20 protein-coding genes are annotated in these 18,638 nt (G+C 71.1%); 16 read left to right on the top strand and 4 right to left on the bottom strand.

Annotated features, from left to right (window positions below; translation table 11 throughout):
• The first annotated feature begins 5 nt into the window (after positions 1 to 5).
• The 11 genes from INP57_RS01000 to INP57_RS01050 all read left to right on the top strand — a co-directional run bounded on the left by INP57_RS01000 (position 6) and on the right by INP57_RS01050 (position 9,403).
• Positions 6 to 854, top strand: coding sequence for a LytR/AlgR family response regulator transcription factor (locus tag INP57_RS01000; RefSeq protein WP_307849837.1), 849 nt, complete (start codon positions 6 to 8; stop codon positions 852 to 854).
• A gap of 37 nt (positions 855 to 891) precedes the next feature.
• Complete coding sequence (locus tag INP57_RS01005) at positions 892 to 1,287, top strand: DUF485 domain-containing protein (RefSeq protein WP_200068094.1); 396 nt, start codon at positions 892 to 894, stop codon at positions 1,285 to 1,287.
• 7 nt (positions 1,288 to 1,294) lie between these two features.
• Entirely contained in the window at positions 1,295 to 3,088 is a 1,794-nt protein-coding gene (locus tag INP57_RS01010; RefSeq protein WP_200068095.1) for a sodium/solute symporter, read from the top strand.
• 232 nt (positions 3,089 to 3,320) lie between these two features.
• Complete coding sequence (locus INP57_RS01015) at positions 3,321 to 3,692, top strand: DUF485 domain-containing protein (RefSeq protein WP_200068096.1); 372 nt, start codon at positions 3,321 to 3,323, stop codon at positions 3,690 to 3,692.
• A gap of 23 nt (positions 3,693 to 3,715) precedes the next feature.
• Positions 3,716 to 5,338, top strand: coding sequence for a monocarboxylic acid transporter (locus INP57_RS01020; protein WP_200068647.1), 1,623 nt, complete (start codon positions 3,716 to 3,718; stop codon positions 5,336 to 5,338).
• A 203-nt stretch (positions 5,339 to 5,541) separates the two neighbouring features.
• A complete protein-coding gene (locus tag INP57_RS01025; protein ID WP_200068648.1) occupies positions 5,542 to 5,883 on the top strand; it encodes a rhodanese-like domain-containing protein in 342 nt (113 codons plus the stop codon).
• A gap of 38 nt (positions 5,884 to 5,921) precedes the next feature.
• Positions 5,922 to 6,797 carry a DUF4328 domain-containing protein gene (locus INP57_RS01030; RefSeq protein WP_200068097.1) on the top strand — a complete coding sequence of 292 codons (876 nt, stop codon included), beginning with the start codon at positions 5,922 to 5,924 and terminating at the stop codon, positions 6,795 to 6,797.
• Between the two features lie 121 nt (positions 6,798 to 6,918).
• Entirely contained in the window at positions 6,919 to 7,860 is a 942-nt protein-coding gene (locus INP57_RS01035; RefSeq protein ID WP_200068098.1) for a DUF5926 family protein, read from the top strand.
• Positions 7,861 to 7,864: 4 nt separating this feature from the next.
• The gene (locus tag INP57_RS01040; RefSeq protein ID WP_200068099.1) at positions 7,865 to 8,236 is read left to right on the top strand and encodes a hypothetical protein; all 372 of its coding nucleotides are present in this window, start codon (positions 7,865 to 7,867) and stop codon (positions 8,234 to 8,236) included.
• 103 nt (positions 8,237 to 8,339) lie between these two features.
• Complete coding sequence (locus INP57_RS01045) at positions 8,340 to 8,918, top strand: SigE family RNA polymerase sigma factor (protein WP_200068100.1); 579 nt, start codon at positions 8,340 to 8,342, stop codon at positions 8,916 to 8,918.
• On the top strand, positions 8,918 to 9,403 hold the full coding sequence (locus tag INP57_RS01050; RefSeq protein WP_200068101.1) for a hypothetical protein: 486 nt from the start codon (positions 8,918 to 8,920) through the stop codon (positions 9,401 to 9,403). Before INP57_RS01045 ends, INP57_RS01050 begins: the two co-directional genes overlap by 1 nt.
• A 66-nt stretch (positions 9,404 to 9,469) precedes the next feature.
• On the opposite strand, the gene INP57_RS01055 is transcribed toward INP57_RS01050, so the two are convergent.
• The 3 genes from INP57_RS01055 to INP57_RS01065 form a co-directional block, all read right to left on the bottom strand.
• Positions 9,470 to 10,030, bottom strand: a complete 561-nt coding sequence (locus INP57_RS01055) for a ferritin (RefSeq protein ID WP_200068102.1) — start codon at positions 10,028 to 10,030, stop codon at positions 9,470 to 9,472.
• Positions 10,031 to 10,275: 245 nt separating this feature from the next.
• Positions 10,276 to 11,457, bottom strand: coding sequence for an arginine deiminase (locus INP57_RS01060; protein WP_200068649.1), 1,182 nt, complete (start codon positions 11,455 to 11,457; stop codon positions 10,276 to 10,278).
• A 116-nt stretch (positions 11,458 to 11,573) separates the two neighbouring features.
• Positions 11,574 to 12,383, bottom strand: coding sequence for a CPBP family intramembrane glutamic endopeptidase (locus tag INP57_RS01065; RefSeq protein WP_374220899.1), 810 nt, complete (start codon positions 12,381 to 12,383; stop codon positions 11,574 to 11,576).
• Positions 12,384 to 12,579: 196 nt separating this feature from the next.
• On the opposite strand from INP57_RS01065, the gene INP57_RS01070 reads away from it, so the two are divergent.
• Positions 12,580 to 12,969: a hypothetical protein gene (locus INP57_RS01070; protein WP_200068104.1), complete on the top strand. Its 390-nt coding sequence runs from the start codon at positions 12,580 to 12,582 to the stop codon at positions 12,967 to 12,969.
• 22 nt (positions 12,970 to 12,991) lie between these two features.
• Here INP57_RS01070 and INP57_RS01075 read toward each other — a convergent pair whose 3' ends face one another.
• Positions 12,992 to 13,771 (bottom strand): DUF2470 domain-containing protein, encoded by a 780-nt coding sequence (locus INP57_RS01075; RefSeq protein WP_295148744.1) that lies wholly within the window; start codon positions 13,769 to 13,771, stop codon positions 12,992 to 12,994.
• 371 nt (positions 13,772 to 14,142) lie between these two features.
• On the opposite strand from INP57_RS01075, the gene INP57_RS01080 reads away from it, so the two are divergent.
• From INP57_RS01080 to INP57_RS01095, 4 genes are all read left to right on the top strand, one after another.
• A complete protein-coding gene (locus tag INP57_RS01080) occupies positions 14,143 to 15,012 on the top strand; it encodes a hypothetical protein (RefSeq protein ID WP_295148747.1) in 870 nt (289 codons plus the stop codon).
• Complete coding sequence (locus INP57_RS01085; RefSeq protein WP_200068105.1) at positions 15,009 to 16,214, top strand: fumarylacetoacetate hydrolase family protein; 1,206 nt, start codon at positions 15,009 to 15,011, stop codon at positions 16,212 to 16,214. Before INP57_RS01080 ends, INP57_RS01085 begins: the two co-directional genes overlap by 4 nt.
• Before the next feature lie 20 nt (positions 16,215 to 16,234).
• Complete coding sequence (locus tag INP57_RS01090) at positions 16,235 to 16,921, top strand: IclR family transcriptional regulator (RefSeq protein ID WP_200068652.1); 687 nt, start codon at positions 16,235 to 16,237, stop codon at positions 16,919 to 16,921.
• A 212-nt stretch (positions 16,922 to 17,133) separates the two neighbouring features.
• On the top strand, positions 17,134 to 18,633 hold the full coding sequence (locus INP57_RS01095; RefSeq protein ID WP_200068106.1) for a cytochrome ubiquinol oxidase subunit I: 1,500 nt from the start codon (positions 17,134 to 17,136) through the stop codon (positions 18,631 to 18,633).
• Positions 18,634 to 18,638: the final 5 nt, after the last annotated feature.

Here is an 18,638-nt window from a genome sequence, read left to right on the forward strand (position 1 = left end):
CGGACGTGAGCGGTCGACCCGGCGACTCGGGGCTCGTCGTGCTGGCGGTGGACGACGAGATGGCCGGGCTGGACGAGATGGATTTCCTGCTCCGGAACAACCCGCGGGTCGCGCAGGTGCTCACCGCTTTCGACGCAGCCGACGCGCTGCGGCTGCTGCGCAGCGACGACCAGGTGCGCGCCAAGGACGGCGACGAGTCCGTGGTGGACGCGGTGTTCGCCGACGTGTCCATGCCGGGGCTGAGCGGCATGGAGCTCGCGCGGGTGCTCAACGCTTTCAAGCACCCCCCGTCGCTGGTGTTCATCACCGGCCACGAGGAGAACGCGCTGGAAGCCTTCGAGGTCGGCGCGCTGGACTACATCATGAAGCCCGCCGACGCCGACCGGGTGGACCGCGCGCTGCGCACCGTCGAACGCGGCAAGGCCGAGCGCGGCAGCACCGACGGCGCCACCGGCACCGGCGAGCCCGCACCGGAACTCCCCGCGGCCGACGATGACGAGGTGATCCCCGTGGAGCTGGCCGGCACGACGAAGATGGTCTCCCGCAAGAACGTGCGCTGGGTGGAAGCCCAGGGCGACTACGCGCGGCTGCACACCACCGACGGCGGGTCGCACCTGGTGCGGATCCCGCTGGCGCAGCTGGAGGAGCGCTGGGCCGACGCCAACTTCATCCGCATCCACCGCTCCTACCTGGTGTCGATGTCGCTGGTCAGCGAGCTGCGGATGTCGTCGTCCGGTTATTCGGTGCTGCTCGGCGGCGGGGAGCCGAAGGAGCTGCCGGTCAGCCGCAGGCACACCCGCGAACTCAAGGACCGCCTGGTGCGGGCGCCCAGGCAGGGCTGGGGCCAGGCATGACGCCGCGCGGGCAGCAGCACTCGCCGGCCGGGCGGGCATGACGCCGGAGCAGGGGACCCCGGCGGCCGGGCGCCGCCGTCCCCGCCGCAAGCGCGTCGTGCTGGCCGACCGGTACCGCACCGCTCCGATGAGCCGTACGATCATGGAGCTGGAGGAGCAGACCAGCGTCGGCGAGATGGTGGTCGGCCACCTGGTGCGGGCGCAGCTGCGCAGCGCGCTGGTGCTGACCGGGCTGGTCGCGGTGGGCCTGTTCGGACTGCCCTTGTTGTTCTACCTGCTGCCGTCGCTGGGGGACGCGGTGATCTTCGGAGTCCGGCTGCCGTGGCTGGCGCTGGGGGTGCTGCCCTACCCGTTCATGGTGCTGGTCGGCTACTGGTATTCGCGTTCCGCGGCTCGGCACGAACGCGATTTCCTGCACATGATCGAGCGGTAGCTCGGCGATGGTCTCCGCTTCCTGGGCGCTGGGCGGCATCGCGCTCGTCGCCGTGGCCACTTTCGCGATCGGCATCTGGGGTTCGAGCACCGCGCGCACCACTTCGGATCTGCTGGTGGCGCGGCGGCTGGTGCGGGAGGAGCGCAACGCCGCAGCCATTTCCGGGGAATACCTCTCGGCCGCCTCGTTCCTCGGCATCGCGGGTTTGATCCTGAAGGACGGCGTGGACGCGCTGTGGTATCCGATCGGTTTCGCTTCCGGGTATCTGGCGGTGCTGTTGTTCGTCGCCGCGCCGCTGCGCCGGTCCGGCGCTTACACGATTCCGGATTTCGTCGAGGCCCGGCTGGATTCGCTGCGGCTGCGCTGGTTCAGCACGGTTTTCGTGGTGCTGATCGGCGTGCTGTACCTGATTCCGCAGTTCCAGGCGGCCGGATTGACGCTGGCCACCGTTTCCGGCGTGCCGTTCTGGGCGGGTGTGCTCGCGGTGGCCGTGCTCGTGATGGCAGGCGTGCTCAGCGGCGGGATGCGCGCGGTGACGCTGGTGCAGGCGTTCCAGTACTGGGTGAAGCTGTTCGCGATCACCGTGCCCGCGTTCGTGCTGTTCGGGGTGTTCTTGACGGGTGGATCCCACGGCGTGCGGCTGGAATCGCCCGGGCCGGAGTTCCAGCACGACACGGTCGTCCAGGTGCAGACCCCGGTCCGGCTGCACGTCGCCGAGCCGGTGTGGGTCGACGTGACCGGTTCGCCCGCGCCGAGCGGGGACGGGCCGTTGCAGCCGCGGGGCCACGCCGAGGTGTTCGTCTCGGCCGGGGACTACCAGGTCGACAAGGGCACCCAGCTGCGGTTCCCGGCGCACAGCCCGGTGCCGGTGGTCGCCGACGCGGACCCGGACAACGCCTCGTGGCTGCACCCGCAGGACGGCGGGCCGGATTCGCTGGTGGAGACGTACTCGCTGATCTTGGCGACGTTCCTGGGGACGATGGGTCTGCCGCACGTGCTGATCCGCTTCTACACGAACCCCAGCGGGCACGCCGCCCGCCGCACGGCGCTGTTCGTGCTGTTGCTGCTGGGCATGTTCTTCCTCTTCCCGACCATCTTCGGGTTGCTGTCCCGGTTGTTCGTGCCGGAGTTGCTGGTCACCGGAACCACCGACGCCGCCGTGCTGCTGCTGCCGAACGCGATGCTCAGCGGCTGGCCGGGGACGCTGCTGACGGTGCTGACCGCGGCGGGCGCGTTCGCGGCGTTCGTGTCGACCTCGTCCGGTCTCGTGGTCAGCATCGCCGGGGTGGTCTCGACCGACCTGCTGCGGGACCGGGGAGTCGACGCGCGGCTGGTGCTGGTGGCCACTGCGCTGCTGCCGGTGGCGCTGTCGCTGGTGCTGCCGCAGGACGATCTTCCGCGCGGAGTGGGACTCGCGTTCGCGCTGGCGGCCTCGACGTTCTGCCCGCTGCTGATCCTCGGCGTGTGGTGGCGCGGGCTGACCGCCGCCGGGGCCGGAGCGGGCCTGACCACCGGGGGAGTCCTGGTGCTCGCGGCCATGGGCGCGAGCGCGATGTGGCCGGAGACCGACGGCATCGCCGGTGCGCTGCTGCGCCAGCCCGCGCTGGTGACGGTGCCGATCGCGTTCTCGACGGCGGTGCTGGTCAGCTTCGCCACCCGCGCTCGCCTTCCGGACGGCGTCTCGCGGATCATGCTGCGGATGCACGCCCCGGACCGGCTCGGGTTCCAGGACGGCCCGGCGACCCGGGCGAGCGGCCGGGGACGCAGGTCGGTCCCGGAAGGACGGCACCGGCGGCGCTGAGCGTTCCGCAATGTCCGGAATGTCGCCCGATCGTTATTCACCGTCGGCAGAAGTGCCGGTGACAACCCTCACAGCACGTGCCAAGCTCTGCTTTCGCAAGTCCGCCTGATGGTCATCCACCCGGTTTGGGAAATTCCTCATTCCGGCGGATTCCGCGAAGATCGTCGGGTGCGTAGCGTTCGCGCGTTCACAGCTCGAGCTCCGCCCGGCGCCGGCGGGCGGGAGCGCACCGATGCAGGAGGAAAAGACAACCGTGAACTCCACGGGCCAAAGCGATCCGAGCCCCGGCACCGATGCCGAAGTCTGGATCGACACCCAGCGCAGTCCCGATTTCCGCACGCTCCGGCAACGGTTGCGTAAATTCGTCTTCCCGGTATCGGCGATCTTCCTCGCCTGGTACTTGATCTACGTGCTGCTCGCGGACTACGCGCACGGCTTCATGAGCATCAAGCTCGCCGGGAACATCAACGTCGGCCTGGTCCTCGGGCTGTTGCAATTCGTGTCCACGTTCGTCATCACGACGCTCTACGTCCGGTTCGCCAACAAGAACCTGGATCCGGTGGCCGAGCGGATCCGCGAGAGCGTCGAAGGAGAGCAGCGGTGAGCGCCACTACGACCGCGCTGGGAATGCACCTGGCGCAGAACCCGAACACCGACACGGCGTCCAACCGCTGGCTCAACATCGGCATCTTCGCGGTGTTCGTGCTGGTGACGCTGGTGATCGTGTTCCGGGCGAGCCGGAACACCAAGACCGCGTCGGACTACTACGCCGCAGGCCGCTCGTTCAGCGGCCCGCAGAACGGCATCGCGATCTCCGGCGACTACCTGTCCGCGGCGTCGTTCCTCGGCATCGCGGGCGCGATCGCGGTGTACGGCTACGACGGATTCCTGTACTCGATCGGCTTCCTCGTGGCCTGGCTGGTGGCGTTGCTGCTGGTCGCGGAACTGCTGCGGAACACCGGCCGGTACACGATGGCCGACGTGCTCAGCTTCCGGATGCGGGAGCGTCCGGTGCGCACCGCGGCCTCGCTGTCGACGCTGGCGGTGACGTTCTTCTACCTGCTGGCCCAGATGGCGGGCGCCGGCGGCCTGATCGCGCTGCTGCTGGGCGTGACGGACAAGGGCCAGCAGGCCATCGTGATCGCCGTCGTCGGCGTGCTGATGATCGTGTACGTGCTGGTCGGCGGCATGAAGGGCACCACATGGGTGCAGATCATCAAGGCGGCGCTGCTGATCGCGGGCACGTTCGTGATGACGGTGTGGGTGCTGGGCCTGTACGGCTTCAACCTGTCCGGGCTGCTCGGATCGGCCGTGGACACCGCGGGCGCGAACGGCGAGAAGCTGCTCAACCCGGGTGCGCAGTACGGCAAGACCGAAGCCAGCAGGCTCGACTTCGTGTCCCTGGGGCTGGCGCTGGTGCTCGGCACCGCGGGCCTGCCGCACGTGCTGATGCGCTTCTACACCGTGCCCACGGCCAAGGAGGCGCGGCGCTCGGTGGTGTGGGCGATCTGGCTGATCGGCCTGTTCTACCTGTTCACGCTGGTTCTCGGGTACGGCGCCGGGGCCATGGTCGGGCCGGACGCGATCAAGGAGGCCCCTGGCGGGGTCAACTCGGCAGCGCCGCTGCTGGCGCTGCAACTCGGCGGGCCGTGGTTGCTCGGGTTCATCTCGGCGGTCGCGTTCGCCACGATCCTCGCGGTCGTCGCGGGCCTGACGATCACCGCTTCGGCGTCGTTCGCGCACGACATCTACGCGAACGTGATCAAGAACGGGCAGGTGGACGACAAGCAGCAGGAGGTGAAGGTCGCGCGGATCACCGCGGTGGTGATCGGCGTGGTCTCGATCCTCGGCGGCATCGCGGCCAACGGGCAGAACGTGGCGTTCCTGGTCGCGCTCGCGTTCGCGGTGGCGGCCTCGGCGAACCTGCCGACCCTGCTGTACTCGCTGTTCTGGAAGCGGTTCAACACCACCGGCGCGCTGTGGAGCATCTACGGCGGGCTCGCGGTGACCATCGTGCTGATCATCTTCTCGCCCGCGGTGACCGGCGACGAGGAGGCGATGTTCCCGTCGCTGGACATCGCGCTGTTCCCGCTGAAGAACCCGGGCCTGGTGTCCATCCCGATCTCGTTCCTGCTCGGCTACCTGGGCACGGTGCTGAGCAAGGAGCCGCACAACGCGGAGAAGTACGCCGAGATGGAGGTCCGCTCGCTGACCGGTGCCGGCGCGGAGAAGTCGACCGCGCAGCACTGAGAAGTGCTCCGACCGCAGCACTGATGAGTGCTCGGACAACCGCGCAGTCCAGGAACGCCCCGCCCACCCGGCGGGGCGTTCCGCTGCGCGGTGCGAGTCACGGCACGGGCGAGTCACGGCACGGGCGAGTCACGGCACGGGGACGTGGGCACCTCACGACATGCCCACGGCCGGCGTGGCAGCATCGTGGCGTGACTACCCCGATGCAAGTGCCCGGTGTCCCGCCGGAGGAGCTGCCCGCCGAACTGCCCGGTGCGGGCAACGCGCTGCTGGACGTCCGGGAGCACGACGAGTGGGCCGCAGGGCACGCGCCCGGCGCGGTGCACATCCCGATGAGCGAGATCCCGCAGCGGCTCGACGACCTGCCCGAGGCCGACCAGCTCTACGTGGTGTGCCGCTCCGGTGGCCGTTCGGCGCGCGTCACGGCGTACCTGAACGCGAACGGCTGGGACGCGGTGAACGTGGAGCGCGGCATGAACGGCTGGCACACCAGCGGCCGCAGCGTCGTCTCCGACGACCCCGGCACCGAGCCGTACGTGCTGTGACTCCTCCCGAGCCGGGTCCGCCGCCGCGGCCGGAGTGGGTGGCCACTCCACCGGGCGGACCGCGCACGCGCAGGCGCCCGCGCCCGGCTCGCCCCTACGCCGGACCGCCCGCGTACCCGGCGGTTCCGCGCTGGGGCTTCCCGCCGCTGGGATGGCGCTGGCCGCTCGCGCTGCCGACGCAGCCGCGGGCCGATCCGGTGCAGCGGGTCGCGTCGTGGTCGGCGACGACGATCTCGGCGCTGCGGCTGACCGCGGGCATGGCCGGTGTGGCCGCCGCGGCGGAGCTCTGGCGCTACGTGCTGCTGCTGATGAGCCGGGACACCGCGCTGTCGAAAACCGCGTTGGACGTCTCGGACGCCCTGGTGCTCGCGGCGGGTTCGCTGAGCTGGCTGCTCGGTTTCTGCAGCGGAGTTTTCGCCGTGCTGTGGCTGCTGTGGGCGCGCGTCGCCTCCGCGGATCGGATCGGGGTGCTTCCGCGCCGCCCGGATTGGCAGGTCGTGGCGGGGGTGCTGGTGCCCGGCGCGAACCTGGTGCTGCCGGGTTCGGCGCTGGCCGAGGTCGAACACGCCGTGCTGATCGGTGCGGGCACCCGCGGTTCCGGCGAGCGTCCCCGTCCCTCGCGGCTGGTGCTGGCTTGGTGGGCCGCGTGGGCGGTGAGCCTCGTGCTCGGCTGGATCGCGTTCCTGTGGGGTTTCCGCAGCGGAGTACAGGCGCTTGCGGACGGCGTGGTGCTGCACTTCTGGACCGATGTGGCCGTGGTGGCCGTGGCAGTGCTGACGTTGCGCGTCGTGCACTACCTGTCCAGCTTGATCGTGCCGCTGGATCCGGCGGGGCTGGCGCGCTGGCGCGTCCTCGACGTCCGGGGTGCGCCGACGCCGCAGCGCGCCGAGCGGCCGTCCACCGCCGCGCGCTGAGCGAGCTTCGCCCAACGGGCGGCTGGCACAGCGCACGGCGGTTGCCCCGGGGAATCGCCGGTGTCCGCGGCTCGGTAGCGTCGGTGGGTCCGATCACACGACTCGAGCGAGGAGGCTTCGAGTGTCGAAGCGAACGGCCACCCGGTCCCAGGCCGCAGAGGGCGCTGTCGGCCCGAGGCAGCCTTGCCCGTGCGGGTCCGGCAAGCGCTACAAGAACTGCCACGGCACCGCCCGAGGTGCCGGCGACGTGATCGTGACCAGGCCGTTCGAGGGCCTGGCCGCGGAGGGCGACCTGGTGGCCCTGCGCGAGTTCGTCCCGTCGGCCACGGCGAAGCTGCCGTTGCGCGACGGCGCGGACGTGACGGTGGCCTCGGTGCTGCCGATGGCGGCCGCGGCGGTCAAGCGCTCCGACGAGGAGGCGTTCGTCGGGCTGCAGGTGCAGACCCGCTCCGGCGATCTCAGCCGCGACCTGGCCCGCGCGGTCGAGTGGGTGCGCGAGGCCGAGGCGGGCGAGTCGCTGCCGGTCGTCGGCCCCGAGACGCCGCAGCCGGACGCGACCCGGTTGCAGGACCTGATCGACCCGGACGCCGAGCTGGACGTCGAGCTGCACGAGGACTTCTCGTGGTGGCTGCCGGAGGGCACCGAGCCGACCGGTGAGATCAAGCTGTCCCTGGAGCGGGCGAACGCCGCGATCATGCCGACCGCCCGGCTCTCCACCGCCCGCTCGGCGTACTGGGTGGACACCGGCGAGAAGGCGCATCTGCGCTGGGTGCGCCCGGAGCCGGAGGAGAAGCTGCTGGCCGCCTGCGCGCGCCTGTCCGCGCGCGGTGAGCTGGCGCTGGACGACGACAGCCGGTTCGCCGGGTCGTTCCGCGCGCACGGCGTGCTGGTGCCGGTGTGGGACCTGGACCGCGACAAGCACCCGCGGGAGTGGGACGAACCCGCTGCTGCGCTGGGCGAACGGCTCACCGAGGCGTTGCAGTCGCTGGAGAGCACTCCGCTGGACGCGACCGAGCGGCGTTCCCGCGACGGGTTGCGCGGTCGCCAAGTCACGCTGCGCTGAGGCGATGCCGGAGCGCGAAGTGCCCGAGGAGCTCCCGCGCGTCCTCGCCGACGTGGGGGAGCTCGCCGCGGACGAATCATCCGGTGTGCGGTGGAAGCTCGCTGAAGCCGGGCGGCAGTTGGACGCCAACGTCGTCCGGTTGGCCCCGCACCAGCGTGTGGACGCGCACGCCGAACCGGACCTGGACGTGCTGCTGCTCGTGCTCGGCGGGAACGGCGTGCTCGAAGCCGCGGACGGCTCGCACCCGATGACCGGGGGCGCGCTGCTGTGGCTCCCGCACGGCTCGCGCCGCGCCTTCACGGCCGGGGAAGCCGGGCTCACTTACCTGACCACGCACCGACGGCGTCCCGGGATGTGGATCGGCTCCGCGCCCTGATCTCCGCTGGGCCGTTCGGGTGGTCAGGAGCCGGAACGGCAACCCTGCCGACCGCGGGCGCGTACCTCCGTAAAGCGACAGTGCTGCGGAGGGGAGTGGTGGCGTGACCGCTCGATCGCCTGCTGTGCCACCCGCCGCGGAGTCGGCGGTGAGCTGGTCGCGCCCGGTGCGAGCGCGGGACGTGGCCGAGGTGGAGGACGACTTCGCGGAGTTCGTCCGGGCCGCCCTGCCCGGGTTGATGCGCTACGGCCACGCGCTGACCGGCAATCCGCACGACGCGGCGGACCTGGTGCAGACGGTGCTGGAGAAGGTCGGCGCCCGCTGGTCGAAGATCAGCCAGAGCTGCCAGGAACCCCGCGCCTACGTGCGCAAGGCGATGGCCAACGCGCACGTCAGCCGCTGGCGCAGAACTCGCAGGGAAACGCTGCTCGCCGAGTTCCCGGACGTCCCGGCCGCCGATGCCCCGGACCGGCTGGAGAACGAGCCGCTGTGGCAGGCGCTGCGGGACCTGCCGCCGCGGCAGCGCGCGGTCGTGGTGCTGCGCTACTACGAGGGCTTGTCCGAAGCGGAGATCGCCCGCTCGCTGGGCGTCAGCCCGGGCACGGTGAAGAGCCAGGCCAGCAAGGCGCTGGCCGCGTTGCGCCGCAAGCTCGGCCCGCTGTTCGAGGGCGGTGAGGTGTGATGGGGCTCGACGACGAGCTGCACCGCTTGTTCGCCGACGACCGGCTGGAAGTGCCGGTGCGCACGGGCGCCGAATGGGCGTTGGTGGCGTCCGCGCGCCGTCGCCGCAGGCGGCAGACGGCCCTCGCCGCGGTGGGCAGTGCGATGGCGTTGACGGCGCTGGTCGGTGGCGGTGCCACGCTGGTCGCCCGGTCGCCGCAGGAGCCCGTGCGCCCGGCGGCGCCGGTGGTCGTCACGCCCAGCTCGACGCAGCAGCGGACGCATCCGCACGTGGTCCCCACGTCGCCGCCGCCGGACCGGCCGAGCCGGATCGAGCAGCCGGGAGCACCGCCCGAGGTGCCGCGCGGCAGTTCGACGCACGAGATCCCGTCGATCCTGCGCGATTCGGAGTCCTCCCGGCCGGAGCCGACGACGTCCAGTCCGTCGAGCTCGGAATCATCGACCTCGCAGTCGACGTCCTCGGCCCCCAGCGGCGACGCGGACTAGACCAGCGGCGAACCGCGCGAAAAGGGCGGCCGGACAATCCGGCCGCCCTTCGTAATCGCGCCTCGGTCACACGGCGCCGCCCGCCACGGGCGGAGCGGTGGCGTCGAGGCCTTCGTCGCCCACGTTCTCGCGGGCGAGGAAGTTCTCCACGTCGAACAGGTTGCCGTTGGAACGGTCCACCACGGCCAGCAGCGTGGACATCTGCGAGACCTCTTCGACCTGTTCCTTCAGGAACCACTGCAGGAACTGCTCACCGAGGAAGTCGCCTTCGTTGCGGGCCTCCTTGGCCAGCGTGAAGAACTCCTGGGTGACTTCGCGCTCCTGTTCCAGCGCCAGCGCGACGAGTTCGCGGGTTTCGGTGAAGTCGTTGCGGACCTCGTCGATGGCCGGGATGGCCACCTTGATGTCGTTGTCCATCAGGTACTGCACGATCATCATGCCGTGGTTGCGCTCTTCCAGCGCCTGCCGGTAGAAGTGCGCGGCCAAGCGGGGCAGGTCCTCGTTGTCGAACCACACCGCTGCCGCGAGGTACTGCTGCGATGCGTTCAGCTCGTTGCGCACCTGGTCCTGCAGCAGCTGGTGGAATCGGGATTCGCGGGGCTGGAGCTTCTTTGCGGTGACGTTCATGCTGCCGATGGTACGCCGAATTCGCGCCCTCACAATTTGGCGAGGAATGCCTGGAGGAACCTTCGCCTCGCCTTTCCCAGGTTCCCTTCACCTAATTTCGGCAAGGCGATCCTTACCGGTGTTCGTGGTGGTTATCCGGCTGCGGCCCGACTTCGCGCGGGATTTTGCTCCGGCAGCTTCGCGATGACTTCCGGGAGGCCGCCCGGCACAACGTGGATCGGGTGAGCGAAATCATTTCGCAGCCGTCAAAGCGCCTCGCGGACGAGCGGGCAGGACATGCACCGCGGGCCGCCGCGGCCGGAGCCGAGTTCGGTGCCGCTGACGCGCAGCACCTCGACGCCGGCGGCTTCCAGGCGGGAGTTCGTCTCGACGTTGCGCTCGTAGGCGACGACGACGCCGGGGGACAGCGCGAGCGTGTTGTTGCCGTCCTCCCACTGCTCGCGTTCCGCGGTGACCGGGTCCAGGCCGGTGTCGATGACGCGGAGGCGGTCGATGCCCATCGCGCGCGCCGCCGCGTCGAGGAACGGCTCCGGGTCGGCGACGTCCAGGTCGCCGTCCTTGGGGCGCAGCGCGTACGCGGTCAGCGAATGCTGCACCGCCGGGTACATCACCACGGCGTCCACATCGACCATCGTGCACACCGTGTCCAGGTGCATCGACGCACGCTGCTGCTCGATCGGCACGGCCAGCACGGTGTGCGCGAGGTCGTCGGCGAACATCGAGCGGGCGAAGGACTCCGCGCCCGCCGGGGTGGTGCGTTCGCCGACGCCGATAGCGACCACGCCCGGCGCCAGCAGCAGCACGTCGCCGCCCTCGACGGGGGCGGAGTGCGCGCCGTACGCGCGGGCCGAGTGCGAGAAGCGCGGGTGGTAGGCGTAGATCAGGTCGGTGAGCGCGGACTCGCGGCGGCGGGCGGGCATCGCCAGCGCGGCGATCGCCGCGCGGTCGCCGACCCACACCGAGGAGTCGCGGGTGAACAGCAGGTTCGGCAGCGGCGTGAGCGCGAAGTCGTGCGAGTGGTGCATCCGGCGCACCAGCGAACGGCCTTCCGAACCGGGTAGTTCCTCGAAGGTCATGCCCGCGGTCAGCGCCTCCGCGAGCACCTGTTCGGGCACTGTGGACAGGTAGGAGCGGAGGGTGTCGGCGACGTCCTGGCCCAGCCGCAGCTCGTCGACGCCGGAATGCACCGCCGCGGCCCGCGCCCGCGCGTCGCCGAGGGTCTGCACCAGCAGGTCGCGCAGCAGCACGACCTCGATGCCGCGGCCGCGCAGCACATCGGCGAAGGCGTCGTGCTCGGCCTGCGCGCGGTCCACCCACGGGATCGCGTCGAACAGCAGCTGGTCGCTGTTGCGCGGCGTGAGGCGTTTGAGCTCGTTGCCCGGGCGGTGCAGCAGAACGCTGTGCAGGCCGCCGACCTCGCTGCGCACGTGCGGTTCACTCACGTCGCGAAAGCCTAGTCGGCGTAGCCGAAATCGGAACCGTCCCGGCTTCGGGAAGATCGATCCTTGCGCAGAAAAGTCGATCTACGGCGGGATCGTTGCGCTCAGGGCAGCCAACCGACGTGCCCGCGCAGCGCCGCGTAGCCGACGAACGCGACCACGTCGATCAGCGCGTGCCCGGCCACCAGCGGCCACAGCCGGTTCGTCCGCTGCCACACCCGGCCGTAGACCAGACCCATCACCAGGTTGCCCACGAACCCGCCGAACCCCTGGTACAGGTGGTAGCTGCCGCGCAGCACCGCGGACAGCCACAACGACCTGTTCTCCGACCAGCCGAGCTGCCGCAGCCGGGTCAGCAGGTAGGCGACCACCAGCGCTTCCTCGGCGAAGGAGTTGCCGAACGCGGAAAGCACCAGCACCGGCGCCCGCCACCACGCGTCGTCCAAAGTGGACGGCTGCACGGTGAGGCTCAGGCCCAGCGCGTGCGCGACCAGGTACAGCCCGAGTCCGGGAACGCCGATCAGCGCCGCCAAGCCCGCGCCGCCCGCGAGGTCGCGCCACGGGCGCGAACGGTCCATGCCGATCCGGGCCAGCGCGATCCCACCGCGCCACAGCAGGAAAATCCCCAGCGCGCCCCAGGACAGCAGCCGCAGCACGTTCGCCAGCTGCTCCAGCAGGTTCAGCAGGCCCAGCTGCGCCTGCGGCCGATTGATCGCTACCGACTGGTCGGCCAGCGGCGCCTGCTGCGAAAGTGCGTCCAGCAGCGAGAGCAGGCTCTGCAGACCCGACATGCCCAGCGTCACGGTGAACACCACGACCAGCTCGACACCGATCATCCGGCGCTGGGCCGGGTCGGTGAGCTCGCCGGGTTCGGCCGGCCGGGCCGGGAACGACCAGGTGCGCACGATGCTCACCCGGTGCACCGTACCGGCCCGCGATTCGCGGAAGATTCCCCGGACGATACGGGGAAAATCGGCGGCGGTCCGGCGGAACCGCACGCGGACGTGAGACATCCGAGCGGGGGGCCGCCGATCTGCGGTCCGGCAGGACACGGGCCGACGAAGCGCGGCCGACGAAGCACGGGGGGCCGAGACACGAGGGGGACGGGCGATGACCGGCTACCGGGTTTTCCTGCGCGGAGAGCCCTCCACCGAGCACGTGCTGGCCGCATTGGAGCTGGTGCACCCGTTGCTGGCGCTGGACGGGCCGATCGGTCCTGCGGACCTCGTCGGGGTGCGCGGATCGCTGCTGATCGAGCTGCGCGAGGACCACGAGGAGACCGATCACGCCGGGCTGGCGCGCTATCCGCTGCTGGTGCGGTTCGTGCCCACCGCGAACGAGATGTCGGCGTGGATCGCCGCGCACGCGTTCCTGTGGCGGGTCACCCGCGGCGGACACGTGGACGAGGCGCTGCTGCTGGGAGGCGACGCGGAGCCGCTGCGCTACAAGCGCGGCCGCATCGAGCCGTTGCACGGCAGCCGTTCGCGGACCGAGGACTGACCGACAGCGCCGGTGAGCGCTGCTACCCGGCCTGCTGAGCGGCCAGGAACGGGCAGCCGACCAACCGGCGCAGCTCCAGGCCCAGCGCCTTGGCGTCGGCGACCGGGCCGGAGAACGCCAGCCGGACGTCGTGATCGCCGTCCGCGGACTCCACCCGCAACCGCAGGCCGAAGCGGTCCAGCCCGAGCGGGCGGATGTGCCCGCCGCGCAACTCCTCCGGCAGGTGCCGGGCCAGCAGGCCCACCACGTCCCGGTGCGAGCTCTCCAAGTGCCGCAGCCAGCCGTCCTCCAGCAGGCAGAACGGGTCCGGGCGGGCCGCGCTGAAGTCCGCGGCGGGCACCGAGCAGGTGCCTTCGGCGTCCGCGAGCACCAGCGAGGCCGGGTCCAGCTTGAGCACCGAAGCGCCGTGCCCGGCGTCCAGCAGCCTGCTGTCCGGGCGTTGCTCGGCCACCGCGAGCACGTCCTCGCGGGCCTGCTCGCCGCTGAGCAGCCGGATCGTGCCGGTCAGCCACAACAGGCCGCGCACCGGTTCGCGCAGTTGCACCGGAGTGGGATCGGCGAGCTCGAGCACCGCGGTCAGCTCCGCACGCGGCGACTGCCACGCGGTCCCGACCAGCGGGTGCTCGTCGGCGAGCAGCACCGTCGCGGAGCCGTCCGGGTGCACGTGGTGCAGCAACGGGGAGATCCGCGCGGCGGTCTCGCCGGAGGGCATCAGCGCGGCCCGCCCACCGCGCCGGGCAATCGTCCTGGCCCGCTCCGCCGGGTTCGGCTTCGCCGGGCGACGTGTCGTCCTCTCGCGCACCGCTCACCTCCTACTTAGGTAAGCCTAACCCAATCGCTCCGGTGGGGGAAAGTCGTTTCCGTCTTACCAGGTGATCGGTTCCTGCTGCGCGCATCCGACGGGTGAATCCCGGGTGCTGAGCACGCTCCGTCCCTTCCCCCGGGGGGAACCGCCGTACGAGTGATCGGCGCTCGAAGCCGGTTCGGCAGCGGCCGCCCGCGCGATCAGCTCCGAGCGGAGTCCGCGCGGCCTGTCGCCCGCCCGGATGAGGCGGCTTCGCAACGCGCACACCAGGGCCGATGATCGGCCGGTGGGAGGCTGGTCAAGTCCGCCGAACGTTCGTATATCGGCCACCTTTGTTCACTGAACGGCGCGGCATTAGCGTGTTCGCCGTGTCAAGCGCTGTTGAGCTTCGCGCGCCGGGTCCGCGCGGCATACCGCCCCTGTTCTCCCGACTGGTCGACGACGCCGCGCTGTTCCCACCGGGCAGCGCGCCGGCCCCGGAGGCGGTGTCCGCCCACCTCGCCGCCCGCGGCGGGCAATACAGCGGGCTGCTCGGTCCGATGCTGTGCCAGGCGTCCCGGCTCGCCGAGCTGATCACCGAGCTCGCCAAGGCCAAGCCCGCCGAACCGGTGCCGCTGTCGCTGGTGTGCGACACCGGCCTCGGCGGCGTGCCGAAATCGCTGTCGATCATCGAGGGCCGCCAGGAGCTGCTGGCGCTGCGGATGGTGGAGATGCCCGCGCCCTCGGACGTCGACGACATCTGGCTCGAGCGGGTCTCCGAGTTCGTTCCCGAGGACGTGGTGCGCGTCGTGGAACCCCGCCGCAGCACCGAGGACGGCTGGCTGGACGGGGTCAAGCGGGTCGCCGAGCACGGCTGCTGGCCGAAGCTGCGCTGCGGCGGGCCGACCTCCGAGTCGGTGCCGCCGGTCGACGTCGTGGCCGACTTCCTGGCCACCATCAGCACCCTGTCCGTGCCGTTCAAGACCACCGCGGGCATCCGCTCGGCGGTCCGCGGCGAAGACCCCGACAACGGGTACGTGCGGCACGGGTTCCTGAACATGCTGGTCGCCACCGCGCGCTGCCTGTCCGGCAAGGACGTGCGAGATGCGCTGGCCAGCACCGACGCGGAGGCGCTCGCGGAGGAGGCGAACTCGCTGTCCGACGAGGCCGCCACCGCGGTGCGCGACGTGTTCTCCTCCTACGGCTCCGACTCGCTGACCGACCCGGCGACCGACCTGGAAGGGCTGGGGCTGTTGTGACCTGGATCGAGGATCCCGAGTTCGCCGCGGACAAGCCGTTCGGGCCGCAGACGCTGCCCTACGGCGTGCTGGTCACCTCCAGCGGTCCGGTGATCTGCGCGCGCGTCGGCAAGCACGCCTTGCCGCTGCGCGGGATCGCCGACTCGCTCGGACCGCGGCTGGCCGAGCTGGTCAGCGCGAACTCGCTGGATCCGCTGCTGGCCGCGGGCCACCAGCGGTGGCGGGAGCTGCGGGAACGGCTCACCGAGCTGGTCACCGCGGATTCCGCGCCTGCCGGCGCCGGGCTGCTGCGCACCGACTGGCACACGCTGGTGCTGCCGTTCCGCGTCGGCGACTACGTCGACTTCTACTCGTCGCGGCACCACGCCGAGAACGTCGGGCGCATCTTGCGGCGGGGTTCGCCGGTCCTGCCGGAGAACTGGACGCACCTGCCGATCGGCTACCACGGCCGCTCCGGCACCGTGCAGGTCTCCGGCACCGACGTGCCGCGGCCCAGCGGGCAGCGGCGCACCAGCGGCGACCTGCATCCCGCGTTCGGCCCGACGCGGCGGCTGGACTTCGAAGCCGAGGTCGGGTTCGTCTGCGGCGGGGAACCGGCCGCGCAGGTGGCCACCGCCGACTTCCCGGCGCACTGCTTCGGGGTGGCGCTGGTCAACGACTGGTCCGCGCGGGACCTGCAAGCTTGGGAGGCGCAGCCGCTCGGGCCGTTCCTGTCGAAGTCGTTCGCCACCTCCATCGCCGGGTGGATCACGCCGCTGGAGGCCTTCGAGCAGGCCCGCGTTCCGCTGCCGGAACGCGAGCACGGGCTGCACGACTACCTCCTCGAGATCGACCCGTGGGGCCTGGACCTGGCGCTGGAGGTGCGGTGCAACGACATCCCGCTGTCCCGGCCGCGGTTCGCCGCGATGCACTGGTCGCCCGCGCAGCAGCTGGCGCACATGACGGTGAACGGCGCGCAGGTGCGGCCGGGCGACCTGTTCGCCTCCGGAACCGTGTCCGGGCCGTCCCGCGAGGAGCGCGGTTGCCTGCTCGAACTCACCTGGGGCGGGGCGGAACCGATCACCCTCGACGACGGTGAGCAGCGCACCTTCCTGCAGGACGGGGACCGGGTCACGCTCGGCGGGACCGCGCCGGGGCCGGACGGGTCGGTGGTCGGGCTCAGCGAGGTCACGGGCACCGTGCTGTCCGCGGCCTGGCGGTGACGCCGGTGAGCCGCCCGCCCGTGCCCGAGCCTGCGCGCGCACCCCGCTCGCAGGTGCCGCGCGAAGCCCCGGCCGCGCCGAAGGAGACTTCGCTGACGCTGGAGCGCGGCCTGAACCTGCTGCAGGCGGTGGCCGACGCGGAAGGTTCGGCACCGACCATCAGCGATCTCGCGCACGCCGCCGGGGTCAGCAGGGCCGCGGTGTACCGGCTGCTCGGGCCGTTGCAGAGCCGCGGCCTGGTGCGCCGGGAAGGGACCCGGGTGCGGCTCGGGCTCGGCGTGCTGTGGCTGGCCGGGAGGGTGCTGCCGCAGCTGCGGTTCGCTTCGCTGCCCGCGCTGCGCGGACTGGCCGAGCGGGTCGGCGCGACCGCGCACCTGACCGTCGCCGACGGCGGGGACGCGCAGGCGGTCGCGGTGGTCGAACCGTCGTGGACGAGTTGCCACGTGTCCTACCGGGTGGGGACGCGGCACCCGGTGCAGCGCGGCGCGGCCGGGCGAGCGGTGGATCTGCCCGCGGGCGGGCCGCGGTGGGTCGCCGCGAGCGGGGAACCGCACGCCGGGACGTCCGGCGTGGCCGCACCGGTTCGCGGGGTGCCGGGATTGCGGGCGAGCGTCGGCGTCCTGTCGCTCGAATCGCTGCCCGCCGACGAGGAGATCGGGCCGCTGGTCTTCGACACCGCGCAAGCGGTGGCCGACGCGCTGCGCTGAGCGGCCGCCGAATTCGTTCCATTCCGTATTTCGCCTTTTCGTTCCGGCAGGCTCGGCGGAGAAGGGTTCCGCGCGGCGCGGGTTATTGGTAGAAAAGAGTGGCCCGAGCCACCTGCCAGGACCAAAGTCCCGGGTGGTGCCGGACCAAAAGTCCCTTCGTGCAGGACGCCCGTCCCTGATCGGGCCGATTCCGGCGGCGGCAGACTGGCCGCGTGGACCTCCTCGACATCGCCCGCTGGCAATTCGGGATCACGACCGTCTACCACTTCCTGATGGTTCCGCTGACCATCGGGCTTTCGCTGCTGGTCGCCGGAATGCAGACGGCTTGGGTGCGCACCGGGAAGCAGCGCTACCTGCGGATGACCCGGTTCTGGGGCAAGTTGATGATGATCAACTTCGCGATGGGCGTGGTCACCGGGATCGTGCAGGAGTTCCAGTTCGGCATGGCCTGGAGCGAGTACTCGCGGTTCGTCGGCGACGTGTTCGGCGCCCCGCTGGCCATGGAGGGCCTGGTCGCGTTCTTCGTCGAATCCACCTTCCTGGGGCTGTGGATCTTCGGTTGGGACCGGCTGCCGAAGCGCGTGCACCTCGCGTGCGCCTGGGCGTTCTCGCTGGCCACGGCCGCGTCGGCGTACTTCATCCTGGCGGCGAACTCGTGGATGCAGCACCCGGTCGGCATCGAGTTCGCCGACGGGCGCCCGCGACTGAACTCGATCTGGGCGGTGCTGGGCAACAACACCGTGCTGGCCGCGTTCCCGCACACCATCTTCGGCTGCTTCGCGGTGGCCGGTTCGTTCCTGATCGGCATCGCCGCCTACAAGATCGCCAAGCACCACCGGAACTCGGACCCGGACGACGAGGACCGCAAGCTCTGGCACGTCTCGATGCGGCTGGGCGCATGGGTCGGCGTGATCGCGTTCGCCGGGCTCGCGCTGTCCGGCGATGTGCAGGGCAAGCTGATGTTCGAGCAGCAGCCGATGAAGATGGCTTCGGCCGAGGCGCTGTGCCACACCGAGCAGCCCGCCAGCTTCTCGATCTTCGCCTACGGCGACGTGGGGCAGCCGAACTGCGAGGACGTCAAGAGCTTCACCGTGCCCTACATCCTGTCGTACCTGGCCAACGGCGACTTCAGCAGCGAGGTCAAGGGCATCCAGCAGCTGGTGCCGGAATACCAGGCCAAGTACGGCACGCACCTGCCGGACGATCCGCGGATGGGGCAGTACGCCGGGGCGCCGATCGACTACGTGCCGAACCTGCCGGCCACTTACTGGGGATTCCGGTTCATGATCGGCTTCGGGGCGATGGCCGCGCTCGGTTCGGTCGCGGTGCTGTGGCTGACCCGCAAGAACCGGTTCCCGAAGGGACGCTGGTGGGCGCCGCTGGCCGTGGCCAGCATCGCGACGCCGTTCCTGGGCAACGCGTTCGGCTGGATCTTTACCGAGCTCGGCCGCCAGCCGTTCGTGGTGGCGCCGAACCCCACTCCGTCCGGTGTGGACGGAGTGTGGATGTACACCGCGCAGGCGGTCTCCTCCGGGGTGTCGCCGGGCGAGATGCTGACCTCGCTGATCGCGCTGACCAGCATCTACGGCGTGCTGGCCGTGGTGGAGATCTTCCTGATCGTGCGCTACGTCCGGGCCGGGGTGGACGCCGCGATGCCGCACGAGCCGTCCGAGGACGACAAGTCCGACGACACCCTGTCGTTCGCGTACTGACCGGA

The sequence above is a fragment of the Saccharopolyspora galaxeae genome, from assembly GCF_016526145.1.
Taxonomy (GTDB): Bacteria; Actinomycetota; Actinomycetes; order Mycobacteriales; family Pseudonocardiaceae; genus Saccharopolyspora_C; species Saccharopolyspora_C galaxeae.